Below are 25,940 nucleotides of genomic sequence, written 5' to 3' on the forward strand. Positions count from 1 at the left end.
CCCGGGTGCAGCATCGCGGAGATCACCGTCGCACCCGAAGTCGAGTGTAGAGCGGGCTTTGATTGGGTTTCGACTGCTAATTCACCCAGCTTCCGGCCCTGTTTTCCTCCGCCTCACACTGATACTCGGTAATGTGCGCTCCGAGGTAGCCGGGGAGCTTGTTTGTTCGCCTCATTGGTCAGTCGATCCGCAGCCAGCACATAGTTTTTCAGCACGCGCACCTCTTCCAGCAGGATGTGACGATGAGGAGCCCGGCCGGTGGTTCGTCGAGAAGCGGTGCGACCCCCGGCGCCGGGAACGGCTCGGCCGCCTGCCGCGGGGGCAAGGTCAAGCCCGCGGGGAGTTATCGTGGAGCATCGGCAAAGAGATGGTGAACGTCGAACCCTGCCCCGGCGCGGTGCTCACGGAGATCGCGCCGCCGTGCTGCTCCACGAGCGACTTCGTAATGGCAAGCCCCAACCCGGAGCCGCCGCCACTGGCGCGGTTGCGGGAGGTGTCCGCGCGGTAGAAGCGCTCGAAGATGTGCTCCGCGTCCTCCGGCGCCATGCCGGCGCCGTCGTCGGCGATGTCGATGAACACCTTGTCCAGGTTTTCGCGCAGCGTGATGGCCACTTTCGCCTCGGGGCCAGCATGCTTGAAGGCGTTGGTGATCAGGTTGAGCATCACCTGGTGCAGGCGGTCCGGGTCGCCCTCCGCCTCGGGCACCTTCAGGCTGTCGTTGGTCACCGTGACTGTGCGCTCCGGGAAGGCGGCGCGCGCGGAATCGGCGGCGGAGGTGCACAGTTCCAGCATGTCCACGCGGCGCTTCTCCAGCCGGGTTCCCTCCGCCCGGGTCAGTGCAAGGAGGTCCTCGACGAGCAGCTTCATGCGCCCAGACTCCTGGTCGATCTTGCTCAGCACCATGTCGGGGTCCGTGACCATGCCGCTGTGATAGAGCTCGGCGTAGCCGCGGATGCTGGTCAGCGGGGTGCGCAGCTCGTGGGAGGCGTCGCCGACGAAGCGGCGCATCTGCTCCTCCTTCGCGCGGGACTTCTCCAGGGATTCCTGCAGCTGGCCCACCATCGTGTTGACGGCGTAGGACAGCTTGCCCACCTCCGTCTCGCGCGGCCACGGGGGAACGCGGCGGGAGATGTCGCCGTCGGCGATGGCCAGGGCGGTGTTTTCGACGTCGCGAAGCGGCGCGAGTGCCCTGCGGACGGAGTAGTTGCCCGCGAAGGCGGCGAAGACGAGCGCGATGCCGCCGATGCTCAGCTCCACGACGGCGAGTGAGGCCAGCAGGCGGCGTTCGGAGTCGAGGGACTTAGCCACGAACTGCACCGTGCCGTCGCCGTTGTGCTTGGCCAGCGCGCGGTAGTAGCGCTCCGGCTCCCGGCCGGACCTGACGGAGGTGATCGTCTGCGGCTCCTCGCCTTCGACCTGGGAGTAGTCCGGCGGGGCGGAGCTGGTGGAGTAGCTGATCGTGGCGTCTAAGTCCGGCAGGTAGAGCGCCTGGGTGAACTCGCTCGGCGCACCGACGTTCGGCCACGGCGGCGCCTGCCCAACCCAGGTGTCCATGCCGGTCAGCAGCGCGTCGTCCGCGCGCTGGTAGAGCAGCCCCCGCATGAGGAAGTACACGGCGGTGAAGCTGAGCGTCATGCTCAGCACCGACACGAGCAGGACTACGCCGACGAGGCTTTTTTGCAGGGGGACCCGGCTTGCTCCCTTGCCCAGGTAAAAGCGCCGCGAAACCATTACTGGCGCGGGGTGCGCAGCACGTAGCCCACGCCGCGGACCGTGTGGATCAGGGGCACGTCGCCGGTGTCGATCTTGCGGCGCAGGTAGGAGATGTAGGACTCCACCACGTTGCCGTCGCCGCCGAAGTCGTAGTGCCACACGTTGTCCAGGATCTTCGCCTTGGACAGCACCACCTCGGAGTTGAGCATGAGGTAGCGCAGGAGGTTGAACTCCGTCGGGGACAGGTCGATGATCTCGCCGCCCTTGGTCACCTCGTGGGTCTCGTCGTTGAGAGTGAGGTCGGCGTAGCGCAGCGTGGCGTCGTCGTCCTCGCCGCCGGTGATGTTGCCGCGGCGCAGGATGACGCGCAGGCGGGTGATCACTTCCTCGAGGGAGAAGGGTTTGGTCACGTAGTCATCCGCGCCGATGGTCAGGCCGTGGATACGGTCTTCCACCGCGTCCTTCGCGGTGAGGAAGAGGATGGGGCCGTCCAACCCTTCCGCGCGCAGTTTGCCCAGCAGTTCGAAGCCGTCCATGCCCGGCATCATCACGTCGAGGATGTAGGCGTCCGGGCGAAACTCGTGCGCCAGCTTGAGCGCCTCCTGGCCGGACTCCGCGCTTTCCACCTCGAATCCCTGGAACTTGAGGGACACAGTGAGAAGTTCGACGATGTTCGGCTCGTCGTCGACGACGAGGACCTTCACGCCCTGGTTGTTGTCTGCCATATGGGGCTCCCTTTCCAAAAAGTGTCTCGCGCAGAGTAAACACCCCGAAGCTGAACACTTCCTGAACGCCTGCTGGATAGGGGGTTCGTCTTTTCGGGGTTAAGGGTCAAAATGTGTGTCCGGAATTGGTGATTTCCGGTATCTGACCTCGGCGATTTCCGGAAGTATATGCCCCAAGAGCGTATATCCGCTGTGGTGGTCGTATATCCCCGGTGTGGCGTGGTTGATGTGGTAGGGGCCGGTGGTGTGGTGGCTCAATGCCGGAGAACCGACCCCGCTGCGCTGTGTGCGGCGGCGAAATGAAGCGTAATGGGAAAACCTCCGCGAACCGCACTCGGTGGCGATGCAAGATCTGCGGGGCCTCCGTCACGAAACGACGGCCGGATATCACCAACGCCGCCGCCTTCAACGCCTTTATCACTCACGTCACCACGGGTGACAGTCTGAAAATCACCGCTGCCAAAACAGGCTGCAACCCACGCACCTTGCAACGCCGGTTTGAGCACTTCTGGCTAGTTGATGTTCCCGATCCCACCATCGGGCACGAAGGCCGAGTCTATGACCAGGTCTTTCTTGACGGCACCTACACCGCTGGCGGATGTCTCATAGTTGCCGCCACCTTGGATCACGTCATCGCCTGGCACTGGTGCACACACGAAACCACCCGCGACTACCAGCAACTGTGTGAACGCATCCCCGCGCCCCTGATCGCCGTGATCGACGGTGGACAAGGCGCAGCCAGCGCGATCAAAAAGTGCTGGCCTAACACCAAGATCCAACGCTGCCTTGTCCACGCCCAACGTGTGGTGCGCCGCTACACCACCTCCCGCCCGCGCACGGATGCTGGACGAGCGATCTACCAACTCGCGCTTAACCTCACGAAGATCACCGATCTTGATGAGGCAGCCGCGTGGGGCGCCAAGCTCCACGAATACGGCAACGTCTACCGCGACTGGATGAACCAGAAAACGTGGACAACCGACCCATTGACGAAACAACGCACCTGGTCGTGGACGCATGAACGCACCCGCAAGGCCTACAACAGCCTCAACCACCTGTGGCGCAACAACTTGTTGTTTGTCTACCTCGACCCACCCGACGGTGTGATCAACCCCGGGCGGATCAAACCGACGACTAACAGTCTTGAAGGCGGGATCAACGCCCAGCTCAAAATGCTTGCCCGCACCCATCGCGGCAGATCCGGTGAGCATCAACGCCGGATGCTCGACTGGTGGCTCTACCTGAAAACAGAACTGCCTGACGACCCAGTCGAGATCGCCAGACAGTCCAACTGGGGTCAGGACCAACTCGCCAAAGCTTCAACCCTGCCCCACAACGAGAACCAAGCCAACCACGAAACAGGACGACCAGCCCTCTACGACAACGCTATCGACACCCACTACACCCACTCAATCGGGATCCAAAAAGGCCAGATCTAACCCCCGCGACACGCCGACACCAGACACACATTTTGTCGTTTAACCCTCTTTTCGTGCGACGGGGCGGACAGGTGACGAGCCCCCGCCTGCACGGGCAGGCGGGGGCCGGGGAGCTGGAGACGAGACTTGAACTCGCAACCTACGCATTACAAGTGCGTTGCGCTACCGATTGCGCCACTCCAGCAGTGAGCAAAAGTGTACACGGGCACCCCGGCCGTGCGGGAAACCGCCTATGGGGTTAGTGTGTCCCGTGTGGAACCAAGGGTGAGCAGCGGATCTGGTGCTGGATTCGGACGGTTGTTGGACGCTTTCCGCTCGAAGTCGCGCGCGGTGGCGACAATCGACGATGCCCGCACCTCGCCCCCGCCCTCCGTCCTCGCTCCGGTCGACCTGACTGACCCGACCCAGGTCGCCGCGGTCATGCACATCGCTGCGCGGATCGGGTCCATCCTGATCACCAACGGCACGACGAGCTCGGACGTCAAGGCGCACATCCACACCGTGACCTCCTCCTACGGCCTGCACTACTGCCACGTGGACATCACGGTGAACATCATGAACATCCACACCATCATCGGTGTGGAGCGCCGCCAGCCCGTCAACGTCTTCCGCGTGGTCAACGACTCGTCGTACAACTACCACAAGCTGCAGGAAGTGGACCGGCTGATCCGCTCGATCCGCTCCGGCGCGACCCCGCCGGAGATGGCGGAGAAGATCCTCGACGACATCGAGCGCGAGTACATCCCGCACCGCAACGCGCGCTTCCTCGTCGGGTGGGCCTTCATGGGCGGGGCGATTTCGATCCTGCTCGGCGGCGACCTGCTCATGGCGCTATTCGGCGGGCTGACCGCCTTCCTCATCATGGGCATCGGCAAAGTGCTCTCCCGCAACGACCTGCCGTACTTCTTCCACTGCGCCATCGGCGGCTTTTTGGCCACCGTCCCGGCCGTGATCCTCTACCAGTTCTCCGCGACGTTCGGCTACACGGTGGTGCCCACGCAGGTCATCGCGACCGGCATCGTCGTCCTGCTCGCCGGCCTCACGCTGGTGCAATCCCTTCTCGACGGCATCACCGGCTCCCCGGTCACAGCCAGCGCCCGCTTCTTCCAGACGATGCTGTTCACCGGCGGCATCGTCGCCGGTGTGGCCACGGGCATCGCCGTCTCCGACATGCTCGGGGTGGGCCTCCCACCCCTGGAGACAATGCTGGGCACCCCGACGTTCGGCTCCGCCGTCGCGCGCATCATCGGCGGCACAGTCGCCGCGGCCTCCTTCGCGGTGACCTGCTTCGCCGAGCGCCCGGCCGTGGCGGTGTCCGCCGTCGCGGCCTTCGCCGGGTCCGTGATGTACTACGTCTTCCTCCTCCCGCTCGGCGCGGGCAGCTTGCTGGCCACCTTCGCCTGCGCCGTCATGATCGGCCTCGGCGGCGGTCTCATCGCCCGCCGCCTGATGATCAACCCCGTGATCACCGCCGTCGCCGGCGTCACCCCCTTCCTGCCCGGCGCCGGCATCTACCGAGGCATGTACGCGATGCTCAACGAGCAGATGGTCATCGGCGTGACCAGCCTGGCTTTGGCGGTGGGCACCTGCGTGGCGCTCGCCAGCGGCGTGGTCCTCGGCGAGTGGGGCGCGCGCCGCATCCGCCGCCCCCGCATCTTCAACCCTTACACCGCCTTCCGGCGCGCGGGCCGCGTCACCTTCCAGCAGATCCGCCGCGCCGAGCAGGCGGCACGCAACCGCAGGCGCCGCCGGCCCGCCACGCGCACCGGCGCCGCGGGGCCCGGGGCGAGCGGTGGCCCCGTGGCGTAGAATTGACAAGCCCGCGTTAATCACGGCTGTGTAGAAGGAGACGCTTTAGTGCCACCCAAGATCACCGATTCTCGCCCCTCCCCCGAAGCTGCCCACGCTGTTGAGGAGCAGACCGCCTCAGGCGCGCGACGGATCGTGGCCACCTACGCCGAGGACTTCTTCGACGGCGTCACCCTGATGTCCATGCTCGGCGTTGAGCCGCGCGGCTTCGTCTACAGCAAGTACGCCGAGGAGCAGGAGGCCGCAGCGGAGGCCGCCACCAAGAAGAGCACCACCAAAAAGGCCACCTCCAAGAAGGCCACCAAGAAGAAGGCGACCAAGAAGAAAGCGACGAAGAAGAAGGCCACCAAGAAGGCGACGAAGAAGACCACCGCGAAAAAGAAGGCCGCCAAGAAAACCACCGGCGAGGCTTAGGCGCTATGACCGGGGCAAATCGCTTCGTCGTTGTTGCCAACCGCCTGCCCGTCGACCGCGCAGAGACCGCCTCCGGGTGGGAGGCCTCCCCCGGCGGGCTCGTCGCCGCGCTCGCCCCTGTTTTGCGCCGGCACAAAGGGTGCTGGGTCGGCTGGCCGGGCGAGGCCGACACGCAGGTGGAGCCCTTCGAGTTCGAGGGCATTCAGCTGCAGCCGGTCACGCTCACGCGCCACGACTACGAGGACTTCTACGAGGGCTTTTCCAACTCCTCGCTGTGGCCCCTCTACCACGACCTGATTGTCGCGCCGCGCTACGAGGCCGAGTGGTGGGAGTCCTACCGCGACGTCAACCGGCGCTTCGCCGAGGCCACGGCGGCCGCCGCCGCCCCCGGTGCCGTGGTGTGGGTGCAGGACTACCAGCTGCAACTGGTGCCGGGGCTGCTGCGCGCGATGCGCCCCGACCTGACCATCGGCTTCTTCTTGCACATCCCCTTCCCCCCGCCCGACATTTTCCGCCAGCTGCCGTGGCGCGAGGAGGTCATCCGGGGCCTTGAGGGCTGCGACCTGATCGGCTTCCAGCGCGCCGAGGACGAGGAGAACTTCCGCACCCTCGTCGGTGCCAGCGCGCCGCGCACCGGCACGTTCCCGATCTCCATCGACCCCGGTGCGATTGCCCGGGGCGGCGAGGGGGACGTCGCTACGCTGCGCGAAAGCGTGGGCAGCCCGCGGACCCTTCTCCTCGGAGTGGACCGGCTCGATTACACGAAGGGCATTCTGCAGCGCCTCCTCGCCTTCGAGAGCCTGCTCGAGCAGGGCATGCTTGACGACGCCATCCTGGTGCAACTGGCCACCCCCTCGCGCGAGAGGATCGACCACTACCGGCAGACCCGCCGCGAGGTCGAGGAAGCCGTGGGACGGATCAACGGGCGCTTCGGCGAGGTCGGGCGCCCGGTGGTGCACTACATCCACCGCTCGGTGCCGAAAAGCCGGCTCGGGGTGTTCTACGCCGCCGCGGACGTCATGCTGGTCACCCCGTTTAAGGACGGGATGAACCTGGTGGCCAAGGAGTACGTCGCCTGCCACTCGGACGGCACGGGCGCGCTGGTGCTCTCGGAGTTCGCCGGCGCCGCCGTCGAGCTGCGCCAGGCGTTTTTGTGCAACCCCTTCGACCTGCCGTCGGTGGAGGAGGCGATCCGCGCCGCCGTCGCGGGCGACCCAGGGGCGATGCGCGCCATGCACGCCTGGGTGACGGAGCACGACGTGCAGCGTTGGGCCACGGACTTTTTGGAGGCCCTGTGACGCGGCGTGCCCGCGCCGCCTGCGCTTTCGCCCTCGTCGGCGCGCTGGCGGGCTGCGCCGGCGGCGCGGACGAGGCCGCCGCTTTGGGACTCACCGGACAAAGCTGGCAGATCGTCGCGCTGCACACCGACCCCGCCGCCCCCGGCGCTCTGCCACCCGACGCGGCCGGAAAGGCCACCCTGGAGTTCGGAGCGGCCTCCATGAGGGGCCTGACCGGCTGCGCGCCGCTGCGCGCGACCACGACGGCGGAGGGCGCATTGCTGCGCCTCGACGAGGTGGAGGTCGCCGATCCCGGCGACTGCGTCGGCGGCTCGCGCTACGTCCACGACCAGCTGGTGGGCCTTTTCGCCGCGGGCACGACCTTCCGGGTGCGCCACCTCGGGCAGCGCGAGGCGCTGCTGCGGAAGGAGGGCGCGGCGCCCGGTGCCGAAGCGCCCTCGCTGAGGATGATGGCGCTGTGAGCGGGATCGACACGGCCCTGCGGCGCTTGGCGGGCGCGCCTACTCTGCTGGTCTGCCTCGACTTCGACGGCACCATCGCCGAGATCGTCCCCGACGCGGCCGCGGCGCGCGCCCACCCCGAGGCCCTGCAGGCCATCGAGGCCCTCAGCCAGCTGCCGAAGACCACGGTGGCCGTGCTCAGCGGCCGCCACCTCGACGGGCTGCGCAGCGTTTTCCCGCTGGGCGACCCGGTGGTGCTGGTCGGCTCCCACGGCGCCGAAACCACCGCGGGCGGGCCGCAGCTGACGGCCGCGGACCGGCAGTACCTGCAGCGCGTGGAGGAGCGGCTCGCGGCCCTCGCCGAGCCCCCCGCCTTCGTGGAGGTCAAGCCCTACCAGCGCGTCCTCCACGTCGCCGCGCTCGCCGCCACCGAACCCGACAAGGCCGCCGCGCTGCTTGCCCGGGCCCTTGAGATCGACGCGGAGGGCAGGCCGGTGACGCCGGGCAAAAACGTCGTGGAGTTCTCCGCCTTAGACATCACCAAGGGCACGTGGCTCGGGCGCGCCAAGCGCAGCTTTAGCGCCACGCTCTTCGCCGGCGACGACACGACGGACGAGGCCGCGCTGGCGGTGCTCGACAGCGGCGACGTGGGCATCAAGGTCGGCGACAAGCCCTCCATCGCGGGGCTGCGGCTGCGCACCGTGCCCGAACTGGCGGCCTTCCTCACCTGCCTCGCACGCGCCCGCGGGGCGCGCTGACCGTGCGGCCGGGCACGAACGTCGTAGGCAGGATGGTGCGCGGTGGGCTGGGCGGGGCGGGGGCGCCAATAAGCGAGCTCAGCACGCGACCCACCTCGCGGCCCTTGCGCGTGTTGGGCTGCTCCACCGTGGTCAGGCCGAGGTAGCGAGCGGCGGCGATGCCGTCGAAGCCGGTGACCGACAGCTCGTGCGGGACACGCTCGCCGAACGCGTCGAGGACGCCGAGGGCCATCGAGTCCGTGGTACACAGCACGGCGGTGAGCTCGGGGTGCGAGCCGATGAGCTCGCGGGCGCCGTCGGCCGCAGCGGCGAGGTCGTTGAAGTGCCTGTTAACGATGGGCACGTCAACGATTCCGGCGGCGCGGAAGACCTCCAGCGCCCCGCGGACGCGGTCGCGCTGCACGTGCATGTCTGAGGTGTTCAGATCGGCGTCCGTGACGGCGCCGTCGCGCGGGCGGCTGAAGAGGCGCTTGGTGAGGATGCCGATGTGGCGGTGGCCGGCGTCGACAAGCGTGCGGGCCGCGGGCTGGATGGCGGCGAAGTCGTCGATGCCCACGTAGGCAACGCCCGGGAGGTTCGCGGGCTGGTCGCACACCACCACCGGCAGCCCCCGGGCCCGAGCCGCCTTCAGGTGCGGGTCCCCGGCGGGGACGGAGTAGACGACGAAGCCGTCGACGATCGCGTCCGCGACGGCGTCCCTGTTCAGCGTCGGCCCCTCCCCCGGTCCGACGGGGATGAGCGTCAGGGAGACATCGTTCGTGGCGGCCAGGCCGGCCAAAAAGGCGACGGAGGCCTGGTCCTCGAAAGCGTAGGCGAGGCGCTCGGTGAGGATCACTCCGAGCGCGCCGGACCGGGCGGTGCGCAGCGAGCGCGCCGTGGGGTTCGGGCCCGGGTACCCGAGGGTGCGCGCCGTGCCGAGGATGCGTTCGCGCAGCTGCGGCGACAGCTGGTCCGGGCGGTTGTACGCGTTGGACACGGTCGTGCGCGAGACGCCGAGCTCGGCGGCGATGGAGGCCAGGGTTGCCCGGGGGGCGGGGCGGCGGGGCATGGGCCCAATCGTATTGTGCCGGGGGCGGACGCCCCGGATGAGGGGCCTGGCCACCAATTATTGAAACATGTTTTCACTAGTGGTTTGATGGTACGCATGAGAAAGTTTAGCCCCACGCGCCCCTTCGCGGGTGTCATCGCAGCAGCAACGGCAGCAGCCACCCTCATGGCCTGCTCCCCCGAGAACGAGCAGGACAGCGCCGCGCCCGCCGAGGAACAGACGGAGGACACCGTCGCCACCACGCAGGTGTGGGCTGACGTTGCCACCTCCGTCCTCGACCGCGAGATCGGCGCCGTGATCTCCAACCCCTCCATCGACCCGCACGACTACGAGCCGACCGCGGAAGACCACGCCCGCATCCAGTCGGCCGACCTCGTCATCGCCAACGGCGGCTCCTACGACGTCGGGCTCTACACCGCCGCCGAGCCCGGGAACATCATCTCGGCCCTGCCGCTCGCGGAGGACGACGAGCACGACCACGACCACGACCACGAGCATGACCATGACCATGACCATGACCACGCTCACGATGAGAACGAGCACATCTGGTACTCCACCGAGGCCGTGCGCGAGGTAGGCCACCAGATCGCCGAGACCGCCGGCGGCGACACCGCCGAGCTCGACGCCCAGCTCGACGCCATCGCCGCCGACATCGACGACCTGCCCGCGGCCCGGATCGCACAGGTTCACCCGATCGCCGACGCGCTCATCGAGGAATCCGACCTCGAGCTGGTCACCCCCGAGTCCTACCGCAGCGCCACGCTGAACCACACCGAGCCCCCGGCCGCCGCCATCGCTGAGTTCCTCGACGCCATCGAGGCCGGCGAGATCGACGTGCTCGTCCACAGCCCGCAAAGCGTCAACGCCTCCGCCCGCCGCATCATCGAGGCGGCCCAGGAGCACAACGTGCCCATCGTCGAGGTCTACGAGACCCCGCCGAACGGCGAGGAGTTCCTCGACTACTTCGCCCGCGTGGTCGACGAAATCGGCCAGGCACTTCAGTGATCGCACGGCTTATCGACGCCACCGTCGAGCCGCTCTGGAGCAACGTCAACCTCGACATCGCCGAGGGCGAGATGATCGCCGTCCTCGGCCCCAACGGCTCGGGGAAGTCGACGCTGCTCAACTGCCTGGCCGGCATCCGCCGCCTGCAGTCCGGCCGCGCTGAGGTCAACGGCCGGCTGGGCTTCATCCCGCAGCAGCGCATGTTCGACCAGGACCTGCCCCTGCGCGCCCGCGACCTCGTCTCCCTCTCGCTCGGCCACGGTATCCTGCGCAACCGGCGCGCCAACCGCGCGAGGGTGGACGAGCTGCTCGCCTCCGTGGGGGCGAGCCACCTCGCCGACGCCCGCGTGGGCGCCCTTTCCGGCGGGCAGCAGCAGCTCGTGCGCCAGGCGCAGGCCCTGGCCAAGCGACCCGAGATCCTGCTCGCCGACGAGCCCTTCCTCTCCCTCGACGTCGCCCACCAGCGCGAGACGGTCCAGCGCTTCCGCTCCCTCGGCGCGGCGGTGCTCATGGTCACCCACTCGATCGACCCAGTCGTCGACGTGGTGGACCGCATCCTCTACATCGGCCCGCAGGGACACGTCTTGGGCCCTGTGAGCGAGGTGCTCGACTCGGACGTGCTCAGCGACCTCTACGGCGCGCCCGTCGACGTGGTCACCGTGCGCGGTAAGACGGTGATCGTGTGATCGATTTCCTCTCCGGGGCGATCGAGCAGACGCGCTACCTGCTCGGATTCGACTTCGTCCGCGCCTCACTTCTCGCCTCCGCCTTCCTCGGCGTTCTCTCCGGCGTCATCGCCCCGCTGGTGATCCTGCGCAAGATGTCCTTCGGCGTTCACGCCACCTCCGAGCTGGCGCTCATGGGCGCTGCCATCGCCCTGTTCTTCGGCCTGAGCCTGCCGCTGGGCGCCGTTGCCGGCTCCGTCGCGGCAGCGCTTCTGCTCGTAGCCTTCGGCCTGCGCGGCGGCAACGACGCCGCCGTCGGCGTGGTCATGAGCTTCGGCATGGGCGTGTCCGTCCTCTTCCTCTACCTCTACCCCGGCAACTCCACGATCGCGATGTCCCTGCTCACCGGACAGATCGTCGGCGTGACCGGCTCCGGGGTGCGCTCGCTTGCGATCGCCACCGTCCTCGTGGTGGTGGCCGTCGCGCTGCTGTGGCGCCCCCTTTTGTTCGCCTCCGCCGACCCGGCCGTCGCCGCCGCCTCGGGCGTGCGCGTGCGCCTCATCGCCACGGCCTTCGCCGTCCTGCTCGGCATCGCCGCGGCGCAGACCGTGCAGATCGTCGGGGCGCTGCTGGTGATGTCGCTGCTCATCGCCCCCGGGGCAAGCGCCGTGGCCATCACCTCGAACCCGCTGACCGCGGTGGCGTGGTCGGTGCTGTTCGCGGAGGTCGCCGCCGTCGGCGGGATCCTCCTCTCGCTCGCCCCGGGCCTGCCCGTGAGCGTCATGGTCTCCTTCATCTCCTTCGCCATCTACCTCGTGTGCCGACTGGTCGGCGGGCGCAGGGCACGACGCATCCAGGCAACGGGCTAAGCGGAAACGAAGAGGCACCTGCTGGCCGTTTTTGCAGCTACAACACTGCGCTGCGTGAGACGCTAGTGTCCGCTTCTTCCGGCGCGAAATGAGACGCACACGACCTCGCATCCACTCTTATTTACAACGCTGGGGCCAGCATGCTAGGCTGGCCCCCATTGGGCCCAGCCGTTGACCCTCCGCCAATATGGAGAAGGCCGATGACTGGGCCCCACGTTCATTTTCAGGGGGTCCTATGGGGAGACACTTTTCACCGAAATCTAGCCCAGATTACCCGCGGCGACCGCTCGTAACTGCAATTTTGGTGGACGGGGGGTTTTACCGGAAACGGGCGAATGCTCTGTTCGGCAAAGAAAAGTCTCCCCGGGAAAGAGCAGATGAGCTGCTAGAGTATTGCCGTCGCCATATTCGCCAGTCCCAGAGCAGTCTGTATCGCATCTACTATTACGACTGCCAACCCTCCGATAGGGTCGTATACCATCCGTTGACGCAGAAGCACGTGAACCTCGGCAAGTCAGATGAGTCAGATGAGTTCGTGTGGATGACGGAATTTCTGCAAGAAATAGTGAAGAAAAGAAAAGTAGCTCTACGACGGGGGAAGAACTCGAGACCCAAAACGGTTTTAGCCTCAAACCTCAGCCGCTGAAAGATCTGTGCCGAGGTAAAATTTCTGTGGGCGAGCTTACCGAAGCCGACTTTTCCCTAGACATTACCCAAAAGGGCGTGGATATGCGGATTGGCCTGGATATCGCTTCTCTTGCAGAACGCGGCTTGGTCAACCAAATCATCATAATCTCGGGCGACAGCGACTTTGTTCCCGCTGCGAAGCACGCCCGGCGCTCTGGCATAGACTTCATTCTTGATCCACTTTGGGCCCGAGTCTCCGCAAGCCTCAACGAGCACGTTGATGGAGTGCGTCAGTGTGTTAGCAAACCGCCCAAGAATAAAGCTGACCCCCTGCACCAGGACTATGAACCCGCCGTTCACGACGATAATGACGAGGACGAGCTTTAGGATCAGCATCTCGGCTGGCGGCCTTCCCAGCGACGTACTGGCCTATTTGTCTATAGCCCGCCAATGCGGCTACGACTGATCTGAAAAACCTACCCGAGCTCAGCCGCAGCCAGCATTTTCAGGACCCAACTTTTCCGTTTTGTTCCACGCTGTGCAAGGCACGAACTTTTCAGATGGCGACAACGAGTCGATGGTCCCAAATGGTCTTTGGAGCGAGCCCCACTTTTCTCGACGGCCCCGCCACCAGTTTTTGCGTCGGTCATAGCGCTACATCGCAACTCACGGAAAGCACGCACGAGCTCATGGACCGTGGCTTCGCTTGACGGAGCCTTCCCACTCGCCCGCGGACGGCAGCTAGAGTGGGCCGGGTGACTCTCAACCGCACCCGACGAAGCCTGCACCACGACGGCCGGGACAGGACCTGGCTGGAGGTCACCGCGGGCGACGGCCCCGCCGACACCCTCGTTCTGTTTTTGCACGGCTCACTGCAGTCAGGCAGCGTCGCGCGAAACTTCACGGGCCGCACCTTCGACACCCTCGCCTCGCCGAGCTGCCGCGTAGTGTACCCCGACGGCATCGGCCGCCACTTCAACGACCTGCGCCGCAGCTTCACGGAAAGCGCCCGCACCCTCGGCGTCGACGACGTCGGCTTCCTCCGCGAGCTCATCGCGCTGTACGGCGCGACCCGAGTCATCGGCTGCGGCTTTTCCAACGGCGGGCAAATGCTCCTTCGCATGCTTTTCGACGCCCCCGGCGCCCTCCACGGCGCCGCCCTGTTCGGCGCCCCCGCCCCCACCGAGGACAACATGCTGAGCGCACCGTCCGGCTGGGTTCCCACCCCGATCCTCGCGGTGCAGGGTGCCGCCGACCCGATCGTCCCCTACCACGGCGGCGAGGCGGGCCTGGGACCCGCCAACCGCGGCACTGCCCGCTCCGCCCTCGACTCCGCGCGCTACCTGGCCTCGCTGAACGGGGCGGGCCGCCACGAGCGCTCGCACCCGAAGCCCACGGTGACGGTGGACACCTGGTCCGGCGGCGGCGCCCCGGTGGAGCTGTGGTCACTCGAGGGCGTCGGCCACCTCGTGCCCTCCCCCGCGCGCCTGGACGAGCGCCTCGGCCCCGGCACCGACGCGGTTGTGGGAGCGGACCTGGTCAGGGACTATTTTTCCCTCTAGCCTGGGGGCCATGAGTACAGCACTGATTATTGGAAGCGGTCTGATCGGCAAATCCTTCATCACGCGATTCACGCAAGCGGGGTGGGAGGTGAACGTCCACGACATCGACTCCGACGTCGCCGACGAGGTGGAACAGCTCGGCGCCACCTTCTTCAGCGACCTCGAAGAGGCGGCCGAGGGCGTGGACTTTGTGCAGGAGGCCGGGCCGGAGGACCCGGAGTTCAAGCAGGAGATGTTCGCCCGGCTCGCGGAGGTGACGGGGGACGGCGTGGTTTTGGCGTCGTCAAGCTCGGCTCTGCTGCCCTCGCTCATTGCGCGCGATAACCCCGCCGCCGAGCGCGTCATCGTCGGCCACCCGTTTACGCCCGTGCACCTCATGCCCGTGCTCGAGATCGTGCCGGGGCCCGACACCAGCTCCGAGACGACGCAGCGGGCGGAAAAGGTCTACTCTGAGCTCGGGTTTGAGCCGACGACGCTGCGCAAGGAGATCACGGGCTTTGTGGGCAACCGGATCCAAAAGGCGATCATGTGGGAGGCCATCTACCTCGTGCAGGAGGGCGTGGTCACCCCGGAGGAGCTGGACACCATCGTGCGCAACTCGCTCGGGCTGCGCTACGCGGCGGTCGGGCCCTTCGAGGCCAACCGGCTCGGCGGCGGGGCAGAGGGGATCTCCGCGATTTTCGAGGGCATCGCCTCGGCGTGGGCCGACAACATGCCGGCCGGGGAACCGGACCTGGATAACCTCGACGAGCTATTCTCGCAGGTCGACGACGCCTACGGCGCCGACGAGGAGTCCTTCGAGCGACGCGAAACCGCCCGCGACGAGAAGCTGCGCGGCTTCAACGCGGTTATTTCTGGCGACGCTGACGAGCAAACTCGCTAAGCACCACGCCCGCCGCCACTGAGGCGTTGAGGGATTCCACCCACGCCTCGGTGGGGATGGACATGATGACGTCGCAGTTCTCGCGCACCAGGCGCGAGATGCCCTTGCCCTCGGAGCCGACGACGATGACGACCGGGTCGGCCGCGCCGTTGAAGGTGTCCAGGGTGTGCTCCCCGCCCGCGTCGAGGCCCACGACCATGTAGCCGTTGTCCTTGAACTCCTTGACGGTGCGGGTGATGTTGGTGGCCTTCGCCACCGGCAGCCGCGCCGCGGTGCCCGCGGAGGTGCGCCAGGCCACGCCGGTGACCTGCGCCGAGCGGCGCTCCGGGATGATAACGCCGTGGCCGCCGAACGCCGCGGTGGAGCGGATCACCGCGCCGAGGTTGCGGGGGTCGGTGATGTTGTCGAGGATGACGAACATGCCGGTCTCCCCGCGCTCTTTCACACCCGCGATCAGGTCGAAGACGTCCGCGTACTTGTAGGGCTGGATGCGCAGGCCCACGCCCTGGTGCAGCCCGTTTCCCGTCATGTTGTCCAGGTCCCGGCGCGGCACCTCGTGGACCGGCAGGCCCCGGGAATTAGCCAGGGTGACGGCCTCGCTGAGCCGGTCGTCGTGGCCGGTGCCCTGGGCGACGTAGAGCGCCTCGGCGGGCACCTTCGCGTGCAGGCACTCCACGACGGGGTTGCGCCCCACCACGAGGTCGACGCTCTCGCGCTCGTGGCGCCCCGAAGCGCGGCGCTCGCGCTCGAGCTTGCGCTTGTGGGCGGAGTGGTAGACGCGGTCCTCCGCCTTCGGGGTGGCCCCCTTGCCCTTCAGACCCCGGCGGCGCTGCCCGCCTGAGCCCTTCGAGGCCCCCTTCTTCGGCGTCTTCTGCTTGTCCGGGCGCTGGTACGGTTTAGCCATAACTGTTAAACGTCTTCCTCACGTTGGGTGTTCAGTGCCCACTGGGGCCCGTCGGGGGTGTCGGTGACCTCGATGCCGGCGGCGGCGAGGCGGTCGCGCACCCCGTCCGCCACGGCCCAGTCCTTCGCGGCGCGCGCCTCCGCGCGGCGCTCGAGCTCGGCGCGCACCAGCACGTCGAGGGCGGCTGCGGCGGCGTCGCCGGCGTGTGCCTGCTCGCCCGCGGCCCACTGCCCCGGGTCAATCCCGAGCACGGCCGCCATGGCGCGCACGCTCGCGGCCAGCCTTTCGGCGCCCGCGGCGTCGCCGGCGGCCAGGGCTTTGTTGCCCTCCCGCACGGCGCCGTGGATTTCGGCGAGGGCCCGGGGCACCCCGAAGTCGTCGAAAAGCGCGGCGGCGAAGCCCTCCGTCCACGTCGACGGCTCGGGCGTCCCGGCGCGCGCGACGAAGTCCTCGATGCGGCGGTACCCGGCCGCCGCCTCGCTCAACGCCGCCGGGGAGTACTCGAGCACGCTGCGGTAGTGGGCGGAGCCCAGGTAGTAGCGCAGCTCCACCGGGCGCACGGACTCCAGCATGTTGTCGATGGAGAGCACGTTGCCCAGGGACTTCGACATCTTCTCGCCGGCCATGGTGACCCAGTGGTTGTGCATCCAGAAGCGGGCGAAGCCGTCGCCGGCGGCGTGCGACTGCGCCTGCTCGTTCTCGTGGTGGGGAAACTGCAGGTCGAGCCCTCCGCCGTGGATGTCGAACTCCCCACCCAGGTACCAGGTGGACATGGCAGAGCACTCGAGGTGCCAGCCGGGCCGGCCCGCGCCCCAGGGGGTGGGCCAGCTCGGCTCGCCGGGCTTCGCCGCCTTCCACAGGGCGAAGTCGTGGGCGCCGCGCTTGCCCGCCGCGCCGCCCTCGCCCTGCTCCATCTCCTCCACGCGGTTGCCGGAAAGGGCGCCGTAGTCGGAGCCGGGGGCGCTCACCCACGCGTCGACGTCGAAGTAGACCGAGCCCTCCGCCGCGTAGGCGAAGCCGCGGTCGATGAGGCGCTGCATGTAGTCCACCATCTGGGTCACGTGCCCCGTGGCGCGCGGCTCCACCGAAGGCGGGAGGACGCCCAGGGTGTCGTAGGCGCGGGTGAAGGCGCGCTCGTGGGTGGAAACCCACTCCCACCAGGGCCGGCCATTATCGGCGGCCTTGGTGAGGATCTTGTCGTCGATGTCGGTGACGTTGCGCACGAAGGCGACGTCGTAGCCCTGGGCCGAAAACCAGCGGCGCACGATGTCGAAGGCGACGCCGGAGCGCAGGTGCCCGATGTGCGGCGCCGACTGCGGGGTCGCCCCGCACAGGTAGATCGAGACGTGCCCGTCGCGCAGCGGCTCGAAGGGGCGCAGCGAGCGGGTGGCGGTGTCAAAGATCAGCTGTCGAGGGGTACCGGAAGTCACGGGCATCAGCTTAGTTCAACCAGCGCCGTGGCTATCGCCGCCCTACCCTCACCCGCGCCGGTGAATCCCATGTGGTCGGTGGTGGTGGCGCCCACAGAGACGGGGGCGCCGAGCGCCTGCGACAGGACGCGCTCCGCCTCCTCCCGCACCGGCCCCATCTTCGGCGTCTGGGCCACCAGCTGGGCGGAGACGTTGATGACGGTGACCTCGTGGGCGCGCAGAAGCTCCTTGAGCTCTGCGAGCAGGCGCACCCCTGTCACCCCCTCGTATTCTGGGCGGCCCACGCCGACGAAGGAGCCGAGGTCGCCGAGGCCGGCGGCGGATAAGACCGCGTCGACGATGGCGTGGCTGACCACGTCGCCGTCGGAGTGCCCCTCGCAGCCGTCGGCGCCCTCGTGGAGGATGCCGGCGATCCAGCACTCTTTGCCCGCCTGAATCCGGTGCGCGTCGAAGGCGCTACCCACGCGAATGTTGCTCATGGCCTTTACCGTACGTGGATCAGGGCCTGCGCCAGGCGCATGTCCAGCGGGGTGGTGATCTTGAAGGCGAGCGGGTCGCCCTCCACCGTGGCCACGCGGGCGCCGAACCACTCCATCAGGCTGGCGTCGTCCGTGGCGGCGAAGTCGGGGCGGGAGTCAAAGTACGCCTCGTTGGCACGGCGCAGCGCGCGCAGGTCAAAGGCCTGCGGGGTCTGCACGGCGCGAAGCCGCGCGCGCGAGGGGGTGGACACGACGGCCCCCTCCTCGACCTCCTTGATCGTGTCGGCGACCGCGACGACGGGCACCGCGGCGACCTCGCCGCCCATAACGGCGCCCGCGACCCGCGCGATCATCTCCGGGGGCGTGAGGCACCGCGCGGCGTCGTGGATGAGCACCACGCCGTCGTCCGCGGGGATGGCGCGCAGCCCGTTGTAGATGGAATCCGCGCGCTCGGCGCCACCGTGCACGAAGCGCACGTCTGCGCCTGAGACGACGGACCTGGCCAGGCTCTCCATATCGGCGCTGACCATGACGATGATCTCGTCGACCACCCCGGAGGCTTCGAGTGTGGCGACGGAGCGGGCGAGCAGCGTCGACCCGCCCAGATCCACGAAGGCCTTGGGCAGCGGGGCGCCGAGCCGCGTGCCGCGCCCGGCCGCAGCGACGATCGCGGTGACGCGGGGGGCTGGCTGCGCGCCAGCCGGCTGCGCGTTAATCGTCTTCGCTCTGGTCGTCGAAGCTCAGGTCGTCGAGGTCGACATCGTCGTCCTCTTCCTCGGGGCGCGGGGCGACGGAGATCCCGGCGGCGACCTGCGCGTCGATGATCTTGGCGATCTCCGCCTCCATCTCGTCGGCCTTCTTCTCGTCCACCGGCTCCGCCAGCGCCAGCTCGCCCACGAGCACCTGGCGCGCCTTGCCCAGCATGCGCTTCTCGCCCGCGGACAGGCCCTTACCCTGGTCCCGGCGCCACAGGTCGCGCACCACCTCGGCGACCTTGTTGATGTCGCCCGAGGCCAGGCGCTCCTGGTTGGCCTTGTAGCGCCGCGACCAGTTACCCGCCTCCTCGACGTCCGTTTCGCGCAGCACCGAAAAGACCTTCTGCAGCCCCTCCTCGTTGACCACGTCGCGCACGCCGACGAGCTCGGTGTTCTTCACCGGCACCCGCACCTCGAGGTCGGATTGGAGAATCTTCAGCACGAGGAAGTCGAGCGTCTCCCCGCCCATCTCGCGCTGCTCGATGTCGGCGATACGTGCCGCGCCGTGATGGGGGTAGACGACAACTTCTCCGACGTTAAACTCCATGGATTCTCCAGACTCTTTCCGGCCGTTAACACCTTTACAACCCGGCTAGTTTACCACCCGCGCGCGGGCGCGGCCGGGCCGGAAGGTTTACCCCCGAATGACCCCTCGCGGCCGCCGCCGTGCGCACTAGCGGGGCCGGAAACTGGGAAAAGGTCGCGGCGAAGGGCTAAGGTGAACGGAGAGAAAAAGGGAAGAACTAAGTATGGAGGACACTCACGTGAAGTCCCTGAAGTCGGCCGCCGCCGTCTCCGCCATCGCCGCGTCCGCACTGCTCATCGCCGGTTGCTCCGCGGGCCAGATTACCCAGACGTCCAACCAGGTCGCGGCCGTGGATGGGGCGAGCGTGACCAGCGAGAACCAGGAGATCGCCGTCCAGGACGTCACCGTCGTGCTGGAGGACAACAGCGTGGCCGCCCTGAAGTTCACCGCCATCAACCAGAACGACTCGCGCGAGCCGCACACCCTGCTCTCCGCCACCGTCGACGGCAACGACGTCGAGTTCGACGCCCCGGTCGAGATCCCCGCCCAGTGTGTCCTGGTCGCTGACTCCGAAGCCGCCATCGGTTCCATCCCGCGCTCGGACAGTGACTGCATCCAGTACGTCACCACCTCCGTCTTCAACGACAACTTCGCCTACGGCGGCAACGTCGAGGTCTCCTTCCGCTTCGACAACGCCACCGTCGACGTCACCGCGACGGTCTCCGCCCCCACGCTGCCGTCCGGCGCGTCCAGCCGCGACGAGGCCGGGCACTAGCTTTTCGCTTATCGACGCCCCCTTCAGCGCCATACCTTAAAGTGTGCGCATGGCGAAGAAACAGCGCACGCTGCACACCTGCACCGTCTGCGGCTACTCCTCCCCAAAGTGGCTGGGCCGCTGCCCCGAATGCGGTTCCTGGGGCACTCTGCAGGAGCAGGCGCCGGCTCCCTCCGCCGCCGTCGGCCCGGCGCCCGTTCAGGCGCTGACGCCGACCTCCCCGGCCGCGCCGATCACGGCCGTGGACACCACCGCGACCACCACCCTCGCCTCCGGCATCGGTGAGCTCGACCGCGTGCTCGGCTCCGGCGTCGTCCCCGGCTCGGTGGTCCTCATGGCCGGCGAGCCGGGCGTCGGTAAGTCCACGCTCCTGCTTGAGGTGGCCTCGCGCTGGTCGCAGGCCGAGGGACGGCGTGCCCTGTATGTCACGGCGGAGGAATCGGCGGGCCAGGTGCGCGCCCGCGCGGAGCGCACCGGGGCACTGCGCGAGACGCTCTTCCTCGCCGCCGAATCCAACCTCGACGTGGTGTTTGGCCACGTGGAGCAGATCAAGCCCTCGCTGCTCATCGTCGACTCAGTGCAAACCATGCACGCCCCCGGCGTGGAGGGCGTGGCCGGCGGGGTGGCGCAATCGCGCGCCGTGACGGCGGCGCTGACCACCCTGGCCAAGACGACGAACCTACCGATCCTGCTCGTCGGGCACGTGACCAAGGACGGCAACGTCGCCGGCCCGCGCGTGCTCGAGCACCTCGTCGACGTCGTGCTCAACTTCGAGGGCGACCGCCAGTCCAGCCTGCGCATGCTGCGCGGCATCAAGAACCGCTTCGGCGCCACCGACGAGGTCGGCTGCTTCGAGCAAACCGCCGACGGGATCCGCGAGGTCCCCGACCCCTCCGGGCTGTTTCTCTCCCACCGCGGCCAAACCCCTGACGGCTCCGCCGTCACCGTCGCCATGGACGGGGTGCGCCCCATCCTCGCCGAGGTGCAGGCCCTCACCGTCGACCCAGTGAACAAGAGCCCGAAGCGCGTGGTCACGGGCCTGGATTCCAACCGGGTGCCCATGGTGCTGGCGGTGCTGCAGGCCCGCTGCGGCGAGCGCACCAACGACAAGGACGCCTACGTGGCCACCGTGGGCGGGATGCGCATCACCGAAACAGCGACCGACCTCGCCGTCGCGCTGGCCACCTGGTCCAGCCTGCACGAGCGGCCCCTGCCGCCGAAGACCGTGGCGGTGGGCGAGGTCGGCCTGGCCGGCGAGCTGCGGCGCGTGCCTAACCTGGGCAGGCGCCTCCAGGAGGCCGCCCGCCTGGGCTACACCGGCGCCGTTGTCCCCGCCGGGGACAAGGTCACCGTTGCCGGGATGAAGATCGTGTCCGCCGCCACGCTGCGCGACGCCATCGCCGCCGTGAACCGCTGAACCCCGGCCACTAAGATGGCTCCCTATGACCGAGACTGTGCCTGTGCCCGCTTCCAGGAATAAGCTCCGCGACACCCTGAAACGCCTGGCCCCCGGCACCCCGCTGCGTGAGGGTCTCGAGCGCGTCCAGCGCGGTCACACCGGCGGCCTCATCGTCATCGGTGACGGCCCCGAGGTAGTCGAGCTTTGCGACGGCGGCATCACCTTCGACGTCCCCTTCCAGCCCACCCTGCTACGCGAGCTGTGCAAGATGGACGGCGCCGTCATCCTCTCCGCCGACGCCACGCGCCTCTTACGCGCCAACGTCCAGCTGGTGCCCTCCCCCACCTACCCCACCGCCGAATCGGGCACCCGCCACCGCGCCGCCGAACGAACCGCCCTGCAATCCGGGGTCCCCGTCGTGAGTGTCTCCGCCTCCATGAACACCCTCACCCTCTACGCCGACGGCCAGCGCCACCTCATGGAGGAGCCCACCGTGCTCATGCAGCGCGCCAACCAGGCCCTGTCCACGGTGGAGCGCTACCGCACCCGCCTCGACCTGGCCAACCAGCGACTCTTCGTCGCCGAAATGAACAACTACGCCACCGTCAGCGACGTGCTCAACGTCCTGCAGCGCCAAATCATGCTCGAACGCGCCGCCAACGACATGGACGAATACATCGTCGAGCTCGGCGTCGACGCCCGCCAGCTCACCCTCCAGCTGAGCGAACTGCGCGGGTCCGTCAACGAGATCGGGATGCTGGTACGCGACTACGTCGCCGCCCCCACCATCCCCGACGCCGAACACGTGGACCAGGTGCTGCGCTCGCTGGCAGAGCTGCCCGACTCGCAACTACTCAACTCCGCCACCCTCGCCCGCGCACTCGGACTTCCCGCCACGGAGGAAAACCTGATGCAGGACGTCACCCCGCGCGGCTACCGCGCCCTGTCGCGCATACCCCGGGTACCCACCTTCCTCATGGACCGCCTCGTGGGCACCTTCGGAGAGCTACCCGCCCTTATCGCCGCCAGCCTCGACGACATCGTCGCAGCCGACAACGTCTCCCCCCTCTGGGCGCGCCACATCTACGACGGGCTGCGGCGCTTCACCTGATCGTCGGCCGGTGGGTTTCGCTGGCGTGCAGCGTTCTGGGGTTCTGGTTTTCGCTGCGGTCGACCAAGACCCGGGGTTTAGCGCCCCCTAGTCGACCCCAAAAAACTACGACCGCAGGGTGAAGTCCACCGGGTCGGAGGCGTGGTCGCCGATGACGGCGTGCAGGAAGTAGGAGCCGTCCGGCGCCTCCTGGCGGTCGGCGCACTCGCCGGGCTGCGAGTCCATGCGCGACCAGATGGCCTCGAAGTCGCGGGGCTCGTTCGGGGCGAAGGTCTCCTGTCCGGTGACGACCGGCGGGTGGCAGTCCGTGTCAGACCAGACGCGCTGGTTGGTGGCCATGTCGTAGACCTCGAAGCGCAGCTGCTGCTCGTTGAGGTCGATGACGCAGTCGACGTTGGTGGGGTTGTCCACCGTCATGTAGAAGGCGGGCTGTTCGCCGGGGCCGTAGCTCGGGGCGTCGGTGCGCGCAGTGATCCGCAGGTCCGTCAGCTCGCAGGTGGCTTGGGTGGCGGGCGCGGTTTCCGCGGGTTCGGGCGTTTCCGCGGGCTCGGGCGTTTCCGCGCTGGTTGTTTCCGTCTCACCGGGGGCCTGCACTGTGGGCTCGGTGGTGATGTTCTCCGTCGCGGGCGCGCTGGCTTCCTCGGAGGAGGCGGGCCCAGACCCGGAGCGGGCGAAGGCGGTCAGGCCCCAGATGACCAGGCCAATGAGGACCAGCAGGATCACCAGCGCGGCGACGCGGCGGCGCTGGTAGATCTCCGGCGGGAGGGGCCTGTGGTCTTTCCTCGGGTCTGAAGGGCGGTACGTCACGCACACAACCTTAGACGCTAGAGGCGCTGGGATACTGTCTCGACGCGGCCGTCTTCGAGACGGTAGCGCGCCGCGACGACACCCAGGGTGCCCTCGGCGACTCCCGCCTGGATGGCGGGGATGCGGTCGATGAGGTGCTCGGCGGTGATCCCGGCGTGTTCCTTTTCCACCTCGGCGCGCGCGTCGCGGCCGCGGGCCTTCGCGGCGATCACGCTCGGGGCGATCTTCTCCACGAAGACGCGCTGCAGCCCGATGGGAATTTCTGCCTTATCGACGGCATTAATGGCCGCGCCGATGGCACCGCACGCCTCATGGCTGAGCACGATGACCAGCTTGACGCCAAGGGTTTCGACGGCGAAGTCGAGCGAGCCGGAGACCGCCGCGTCGACGCAGCCTCCGGCGGTGCGGATGACGAAGATGTCGCCGAGTCCGGCGTCGAAAAGCATCTCGACGGGCACCCGTGAATCCGAGCAGGACAACACGGCCGCCACGGGCGCTTGGCCGCCGCGCAGCTCCTCGCGGCGGTCACGGCCGGAGTGGGGGCGTTCCACGGAGTCGTCGGCGAAGCGGGCGTTGCCCTCGAGGAGCTGGTGCCACACGGTGGCGGGTGAGGTTGCTGCTGTCATGGGCACTATTGTTGCACCCATCGTGATTGAACAGGAACAAGTGATCCGCTACTACCGGGACAACGCGCGGGCGCTGCCGTGGCGCGCGCCGGGGACCACCCCGTGGGGGGTGCTGTTGTCCGAGGTCATGAGCCACCAGACCCCCGTGGCGCGGGTCGCGCCGGTGTGGCAAGAGTGGATCGCGCGCTGGCCCACCCCGCGGGATTTCGCGGCGGCCGGCACCGACGAGGTGCTGCGGGCCTGGGGGACGCTGGGGTACCCGCGCAGGGCGCTGAGGCTTCTGGAGTGCGCCCGGGTGATCGTCGATAAGCATGCTGGCGCCGTGCCCGACAGCGTCGAGGAGCTGCTCGCCCTGCCCGGGGTTGGCGATTACACGGCGCGGGCCGTGGCGTGCTTCGCCTACGGCAAGAACGTGGCGGTGGTGGACACGAACGTGCGGCGCATCTACGCGCGGGCGCAGGAAGGGGCGTTTCTGGCCGCGCCGAGGAAAGGCGAGATTGCGGACGTCGCCGCACTGCTCCCCGAGGTGGATGGACCGGTTTTTTCCGCTGGGCTGATGGAGCTCGGCGCGCTCGTGTGCACCGCCACGAACCCGCGCTGCGGGCAGTGCCCCCTCGAGGCCGGGTGCGCCTGGGTGGCCGCCGGTAGGCCGTCGCCGACCGAGGAAGAGCTGAAGAAAAAGAAGGTGCAGAAGTTCGCGGGCACGGACCGCCAGGTGCGCGGCAAGATCATGAAGCTTCTGCGCGAGGCGGACTCGCCTGTCGCCGCCGCCGCGATCGACGTGCTCTGGCCCGACAAGGTGCAGCTTTCACGCGCGCTGTACTCCCTCCTGGCCGACCACCTCGCCGAGCAGGACGAGCGGGGCTATTTCCACCTGCCCCGGTAGGACAGCCCGCCCGGTAGGTTCACCCACACGCCGCCGCGCGAATTGAGGGTGACGGGGCCGATCTTCGTCGAGGCCGACGCGCCCGAACCCGATAGGTTCAGCCACGATTTTTTGCCCAGCTTCTTTCTCTTCCGGTACTGGATTCCCATGGGGATTGAGTGTAGCGTCGGGCGCCGACTATCATCTGAGGCTATGGACACGTTGGCGGGTTACGACTGGGGCGCGGTGGCGCTGGCACTTTCCATCTCCATGCTCGCCGGTTTGTCAACGGGCGTCGGCGGGGTGTTCGTTGCCCTGAAGTCCGCGCCCTCGAACCGGTTTCTGGCCGGGGCGCTGGGGTTTTCTTCCGGCGTGATGGTCTACATCTCTCTGGTGGAGATGCTGCCCGAGGCCGCCGAGCAGGTCGGCGAATGGCCTGCCGTTGCAGCGTTTTTCGGCGGGGTGGGGGTTATCGCGCTCATCGATTGGTTGGTACCCGAGGAGGTCAACCCCCACGAGGAACACGACTCCACCAACGCCCCCAACCTGGCCAGGGCGGGGGCGCTGACCGCGGTGGCGATCGCGCTGCACAACTTCCCGGAAGGCTTTGCCAGCTTCATGTCCGCGCTGGCGGACCCCGTCCTGGCCGCGCCGATCGCGCTTGCCATCGCCATCCACAACATCCCCGAGGGCATCGCCGTGGCCGCCCCGCTGCGCGAGGCCACCGGCCGACGGTGGCGCGCCGCCGGATGGGCCACGCTTTCGGGCCTTGCCGAGCCCGCCGGCGCCCTCGTCGGGTTCCTCCTGCTTCTTCCTTTCCTCGGCCCGTCGACCTTGGGGCTGTCCTTCGCCGCCGTCGCCGGAATCATGGTGTTCATCAGCTTTGACAAGCTTTTGCCCAGTGCCATTCACACCGGGCACCACCACCATTCCGTCTACGGCGTCGTGGCGGGCATGGCGGTCATGGCGCTGAGCCTGGCACTTTTGCCCGGGTAACGCGCTTCCAGC

Annotated in this window: 28 protein-coding genes and 1 tRNA gene; 17 read left to right on the forward strand and 12 right to left on the reverse strand. The window is 68.0% G+C overall.

What is annotated here, in order from left to right; all coding sequences use genetic code 11:
- Positions 1–327: 327 nt before the first annotated feature.
- Both CAURIS_RS09475 and CAURIS_RS09480 read right to left on the reverse strand, forming a co-directional pair.
- Positions 328–1,731, reverse strand: a complete 1,404-nt coding sequence (locus tag CAURIS_RS09475) for a sensor histidine kinase (RefSeq protein ID WP_290341797.1) — start codon at positions 1,729–1,731, stop codon at positions 328–330.
- Entirely contained in the window at positions 1,731–2,438 is a 708-nt protein-coding gene (locus CAURIS_RS09480) for a response regulator transcription factor (protein ID WP_290341798.1), read from the reverse strand. The genes CAURIS_RS09475 and CAURIS_RS09480 overlap by 1 nt, the downstream gene beginning before the upstream one ends.
- A 257-nt stretch (positions 2,439–2,695) precedes the next feature.
- Here CAURIS_RS09480 and CAURIS_RS09485 point away from each other — a divergent pair, with 257 nt between their 5' ends.
- Complete coding sequence (locus CAURIS_RS09485) at positions 2,696–3,877, forward strand: IS1249 family transposase (protein ID WP_290341799.1); 1,182 nt, start codon at positions 2,696–2,698, stop codon at positions 3,875–3,877.
- A gap of 111 nt (positions 3,878–3,988) precedes the next feature.
- Here CAURIS_RS09485 and CAURIS_RS09490 read toward each other — a convergent pair.
- Positions 3,989–4,061 (reverse strand) — tRNA-Thr (locus CAURIS_RS09490).
- A gap of 113 nt (positions 4,062–4,174) precedes the next feature.
- On the opposite strand from CAURIS_RS09490, the gene thrE reads away from it, so the two are divergent.
- Genes thrE through otsB form a run of 5 tightly spaced genes read left to right on the forward strand, consistent with a single transcriptional unit; the run spans position 4,175 to position 8,596 of the window.
- Entirely contained in the window at positions 4,175–5,686 is a 1,512-nt protein-coding gene (gene thrE, locus CAURIS_RS09495; RefSeq protein WP_353959233.1) for a threonine/serine exporter ThrE, read from the forward strand.
- Between the two features lie 48 nt (positions 5,687–5,734).
- A complete protein-coding gene (locus CAURIS_RS09500; protein ID WP_290341800.1) occupies positions 5,735–6,100 on the forward strand; it encodes a hypothetical protein in 366 nt (121 codons plus the stop codon).
- A gap of 5 nt (positions 6,101–6,105) precedes the next feature.
- The gene (locus CAURIS_RS09505; RefSeq protein WP_290341801.1) at positions 6,106–7,398 is read left to right on the forward strand and encodes an alpha,alpha-trehalose-phosphate synthase (UDP-forming); all 1,293 of its coding nucleotides are present in this window, start codon (positions 6,106–6,108) and stop codon (positions 7,396–7,398) included.
- Positions 7,395–7,859, forward strand: coding sequence for a hypothetical protein (locus CAURIS_RS09510; protein ID WP_290341802.1), 465 nt, complete (start codon positions 7,395–7,397; stop codon positions 7,857–7,859). The genes CAURIS_RS09505 and CAURIS_RS09510 overlap by 4 nt, the downstream gene beginning before the upstream one ends.
- On the forward strand, positions 7,856–8,596 hold the full coding sequence (gene otsB / locus CAURIS_RS09515) for a trehalose-phosphatase (RefSeq protein WP_290341803.1): 741 nt from the start codon (positions 7,856–7,858) through the stop codon (positions 8,594–8,596). The genes CAURIS_RS09510 and otsB overlap by 4 nt, the downstream gene beginning before the upstream one ends.
- Here otsB and CAURIS_RS09520 read toward each other — a convergent pair.
- Complete coding sequence (locus CAURIS_RS09520) at positions 8,562–9,644, reverse strand: LacI family DNA-binding transcriptional regulator (RefSeq protein WP_290341804.1); 1,083 nt, start codon at positions 9,642–9,644, stop codon at positions 8,562–8,564. The genes otsB and CAURIS_RS09520 overlap by 35 nt on opposite strands.
- 96 nt (positions 9,645–9,740) lie before the next feature.
- On the opposite strand from CAURIS_RS09520, the gene CAURIS_RS09525 reads away from it, so the two are divergent.
- From CAURIS_RS09525 to CAURIS_RS09550, 6 genes are all read left to right on the forward strand, one after another.
- On the forward strand, positions 9,741–10,649 hold the full coding sequence (locus tag CAURIS_RS09525; RefSeq protein WP_290341806.1) for a metal ABC transporter solute-binding protein, Zn/Mn family: 909 nt from the start codon (positions 9,741–9,743) through the stop codon (positions 10,647–10,649).
- Positions 10,646–11,335, forward strand: a complete 690-nt coding sequence (locus tag CAURIS_RS09530) for a metal ABC transporter ATP-binding protein (RefSeq protein ID WP_290341807.1) — start codon at positions 10,646–10,648, stop codon at positions 11,333–11,335. The genes CAURIS_RS09525 and CAURIS_RS09530 overlap by 4 nt, the downstream gene beginning before the upstream one ends.
- Entirely contained in the window at positions 11,332–12,183 is an 852-nt protein-coding gene (locus CAURIS_RS09535; protein ID WP_290341808.1) for a metal ABC transporter permease, read from the forward strand. Before CAURIS_RS09530 ends, CAURIS_RS09535 begins: the two co-directional genes overlap by 4 nt.
- Before the next feature lie 537 nt (positions 12,184–12,720).
- On the forward strand, positions 12,721–13,197 hold the full coding sequence (locus CAURIS_RS09540) for an NYN domain-containing protein (protein WP_290341809.1): 477 nt from the start codon (positions 12,721–12,723) through the stop codon (positions 13,195–13,197).
- A gap of 368 nt (positions 13,198–13,565) precedes the next feature.
- Positions 13,566–14,372, forward strand: coding sequence for a CE1 family esterase (locus CAURIS_RS09545; protein WP_290341810.1), 807 nt, complete (start codon positions 13,566–13,568; stop codon positions 14,370–14,372).
- Between the two features lie 10 nt (positions 14,373–14,382).
- Positions 14,383–15,255: a 3-hydroxyacyl-CoA dehydrogenase NAD-binding domain-containing protein gene (locus CAURIS_RS09550; protein WP_290341811.1), complete on the forward strand. Its 873-nt coding sequence runs from the start codon at positions 14,383–14,385 to the stop codon at positions 15,253–15,255.
- Here the strand turns inward: CAURIS_RS09550 and rlmB are convergent.
- From rlmB to CAURIS_RS09575, 5 genes are read right to left on the reverse strand one after another with little or no spacing between them, the layout of a single operon-like run.
- Positions 15,221–16,159, reverse strand: coding sequence for a 23S rRNA (guanosine(2251)-2'-O)-methyltransferase RlmB (rlmB, locus tag CAURIS_RS09555; RefSeq protein WP_290341813.1), 939 nt, complete (start codon positions 16,157–16,159; stop codon positions 15,221–15,223). The two genes, CAURIS_RS09550 and rlmB, sit on opposite strands and share 35 nt — an antisense overlap.
- A gap of 5 nt (positions 16,160–16,164) precedes the next feature.
- Positions 16,165–17,595, reverse strand: coding sequence for a cysteine--tRNA ligase (gene cysS / locus CAURIS_RS09560; RefSeq protein ID WP_435384003.1), 1,431 nt, complete (start codon positions 17,593–17,595; stop codon positions 16,165–16,167).
- A complete protein-coding gene (ispF, locus tag CAURIS_RS09565; RefSeq protein ID WP_290341816.1) occupies positions 17,595–18,068 on the reverse strand; it encodes a 2-C-methyl-D-erythritol 2,4-cyclodiphosphate synthase in 474 nt (157 codons plus the stop codon). The genes cysS and ispF overlap by 1 nt, the downstream gene beginning before the upstream one ends.
- Before the next feature lie 5 nt (positions 18,069–18,073).
- Complete coding sequence (gene ispD / locus CAURIS_RS09570) at positions 18,074–18,784, reverse strand: 2-C-methyl-D-erythritol 4-phosphate cytidylyltransferase (protein ID WP_290343375.1); 711 nt, start codon at positions 18,782–18,784, stop codon at positions 18,074–18,076.
- Positions 18,780–19,370 carry a CarD family transcriptional regulator gene (locus CAURIS_RS09575; protein WP_290341817.1) on the reverse strand — a complete coding sequence of 197 codons (591 nt, stop codon included), beginning with the start codon at positions 19,368–19,370 and terminating at the stop codon, positions 18,780–18,782. Before CAURIS_RS09575 ends, ispD begins: the two co-directional genes overlap by 5 nt.
- Positions 19,371–19,572: 202 nt before the next feature.
- Here CAURIS_RS09575 and CAURIS_RS09580 point away from each other — a divergent pair, with 202 nt between their 5' ends.
- The 3 genes from CAURIS_RS09580 to disA are packed head-to-tail and all read left to right on the forward strand — an operon-like array spanning position 19,573 to position 22,634.
- Positions 19,573–20,124, forward strand: coding sequence for a hypothetical protein (locus CAURIS_RS09580; protein WP_290341819.1), 552 nt, complete (start codon positions 19,573–19,575; stop codon positions 20,122–20,124).
- Between the two features lie 49 nt (positions 20,125–20,173).
- A complete protein-coding gene (radA, locus tag CAURIS_RS09585; RefSeq protein ID WP_290341820.1) occupies positions 20,174–21,541 on the forward strand; it encodes a DNA repair protein RadA in 1,368 nt (455 codons plus the stop codon).
- Positions 21,542–21,566: 25 nt separating this feature from the next.
- On the forward strand, positions 21,567–22,634 hold the full coding sequence (disA, locus tag CAURIS_RS09590) for a DNA integrity scanning diadenylate cyclase DisA (protein ID WP_290341822.1): 1,068 nt from the start codon (positions 21,567–21,569) through the stop codon (positions 22,632–22,634).
- Positions 22,635–22,739: 105 nt separating this feature from the next.
- Here the strand turns inward: disA and CAURIS_RS09595 are convergent, their stop codons facing one another.
- Both CAURIS_RS09595 and CAURIS_RS09600 read right to left on the reverse strand, forming a co-directional pair.
- On the reverse strand, positions 22,740–23,441 hold the full coding sequence (locus CAURIS_RS09595; protein WP_290341823.1) for a hypothetical protein: 702 nt from the start codon (positions 23,439–23,441) through the stop codon (positions 22,740–22,742).
- A gap of 17 nt (positions 23,442–23,458) precedes the next feature.
- Positions 23,459–24,067: a carbonic anhydrase gene (locus CAURIS_RS09600; RefSeq protein WP_290341824.1), complete on the reverse strand. Its 609-nt coding sequence runs from the start codon at positions 24,065–24,067 to the stop codon at positions 23,459–23,461.
- Between CAURIS_RS09600 and CAURIS_RS09605 the strand changes: the two genes are divergently transcribed.
- Positions 24,066–24,953, forward strand: coding sequence for an HhH-GPD family protein (locus CAURIS_RS09605; protein ID WP_290341825.1), 888 nt, complete (start codon positions 24,066–24,068; stop codon positions 24,951–24,953). The two genes, CAURIS_RS09600 and CAURIS_RS09605, sit on opposite strands and share 2 nt — an antisense overlap.
- Here CAURIS_RS09605 and CAURIS_RS09610 read toward each other — a convergent pair.
- On the reverse strand, positions 24,932–25,102 hold the full coding sequence (locus CAURIS_RS09610; RefSeq protein WP_290341826.1) for a DUF4236 domain-containing protein: 171 nt from the start codon (positions 25,100–25,102) through the stop codon (positions 24,932–24,934). The genes CAURIS_RS09605 and CAURIS_RS09610 overlap by 22 nt on opposite strands.
- 43 nt (positions 25,103–25,145) lie before the next feature.
- Between CAURIS_RS09610 and zupT the strand changes: the two genes are divergently transcribed.
- The gene (gene zupT, locus CAURIS_RS09615) at positions 25,146–25,928 is read left to right on the forward strand and encodes a zinc transporter ZupT (protein ID WP_290341827.1); all 783 of its coding nucleotides are present in this window, start codon (positions 25,146–25,148) and stop codon (positions 25,926–25,928) included.
- Positions 25,929–25,940 lie beyond the last annotated feature (12 nt).

Origin of the sequence: Corynebacterium auris, assembly GCF_030408575.1 — a bacterium.
Taxonomy (GTDB): Bacteria; Actinomycetota; Actinomycetes; order Mycobacteriales; family Mycobacteriaceae; genus Corynebacterium; species Corynebacterium auris.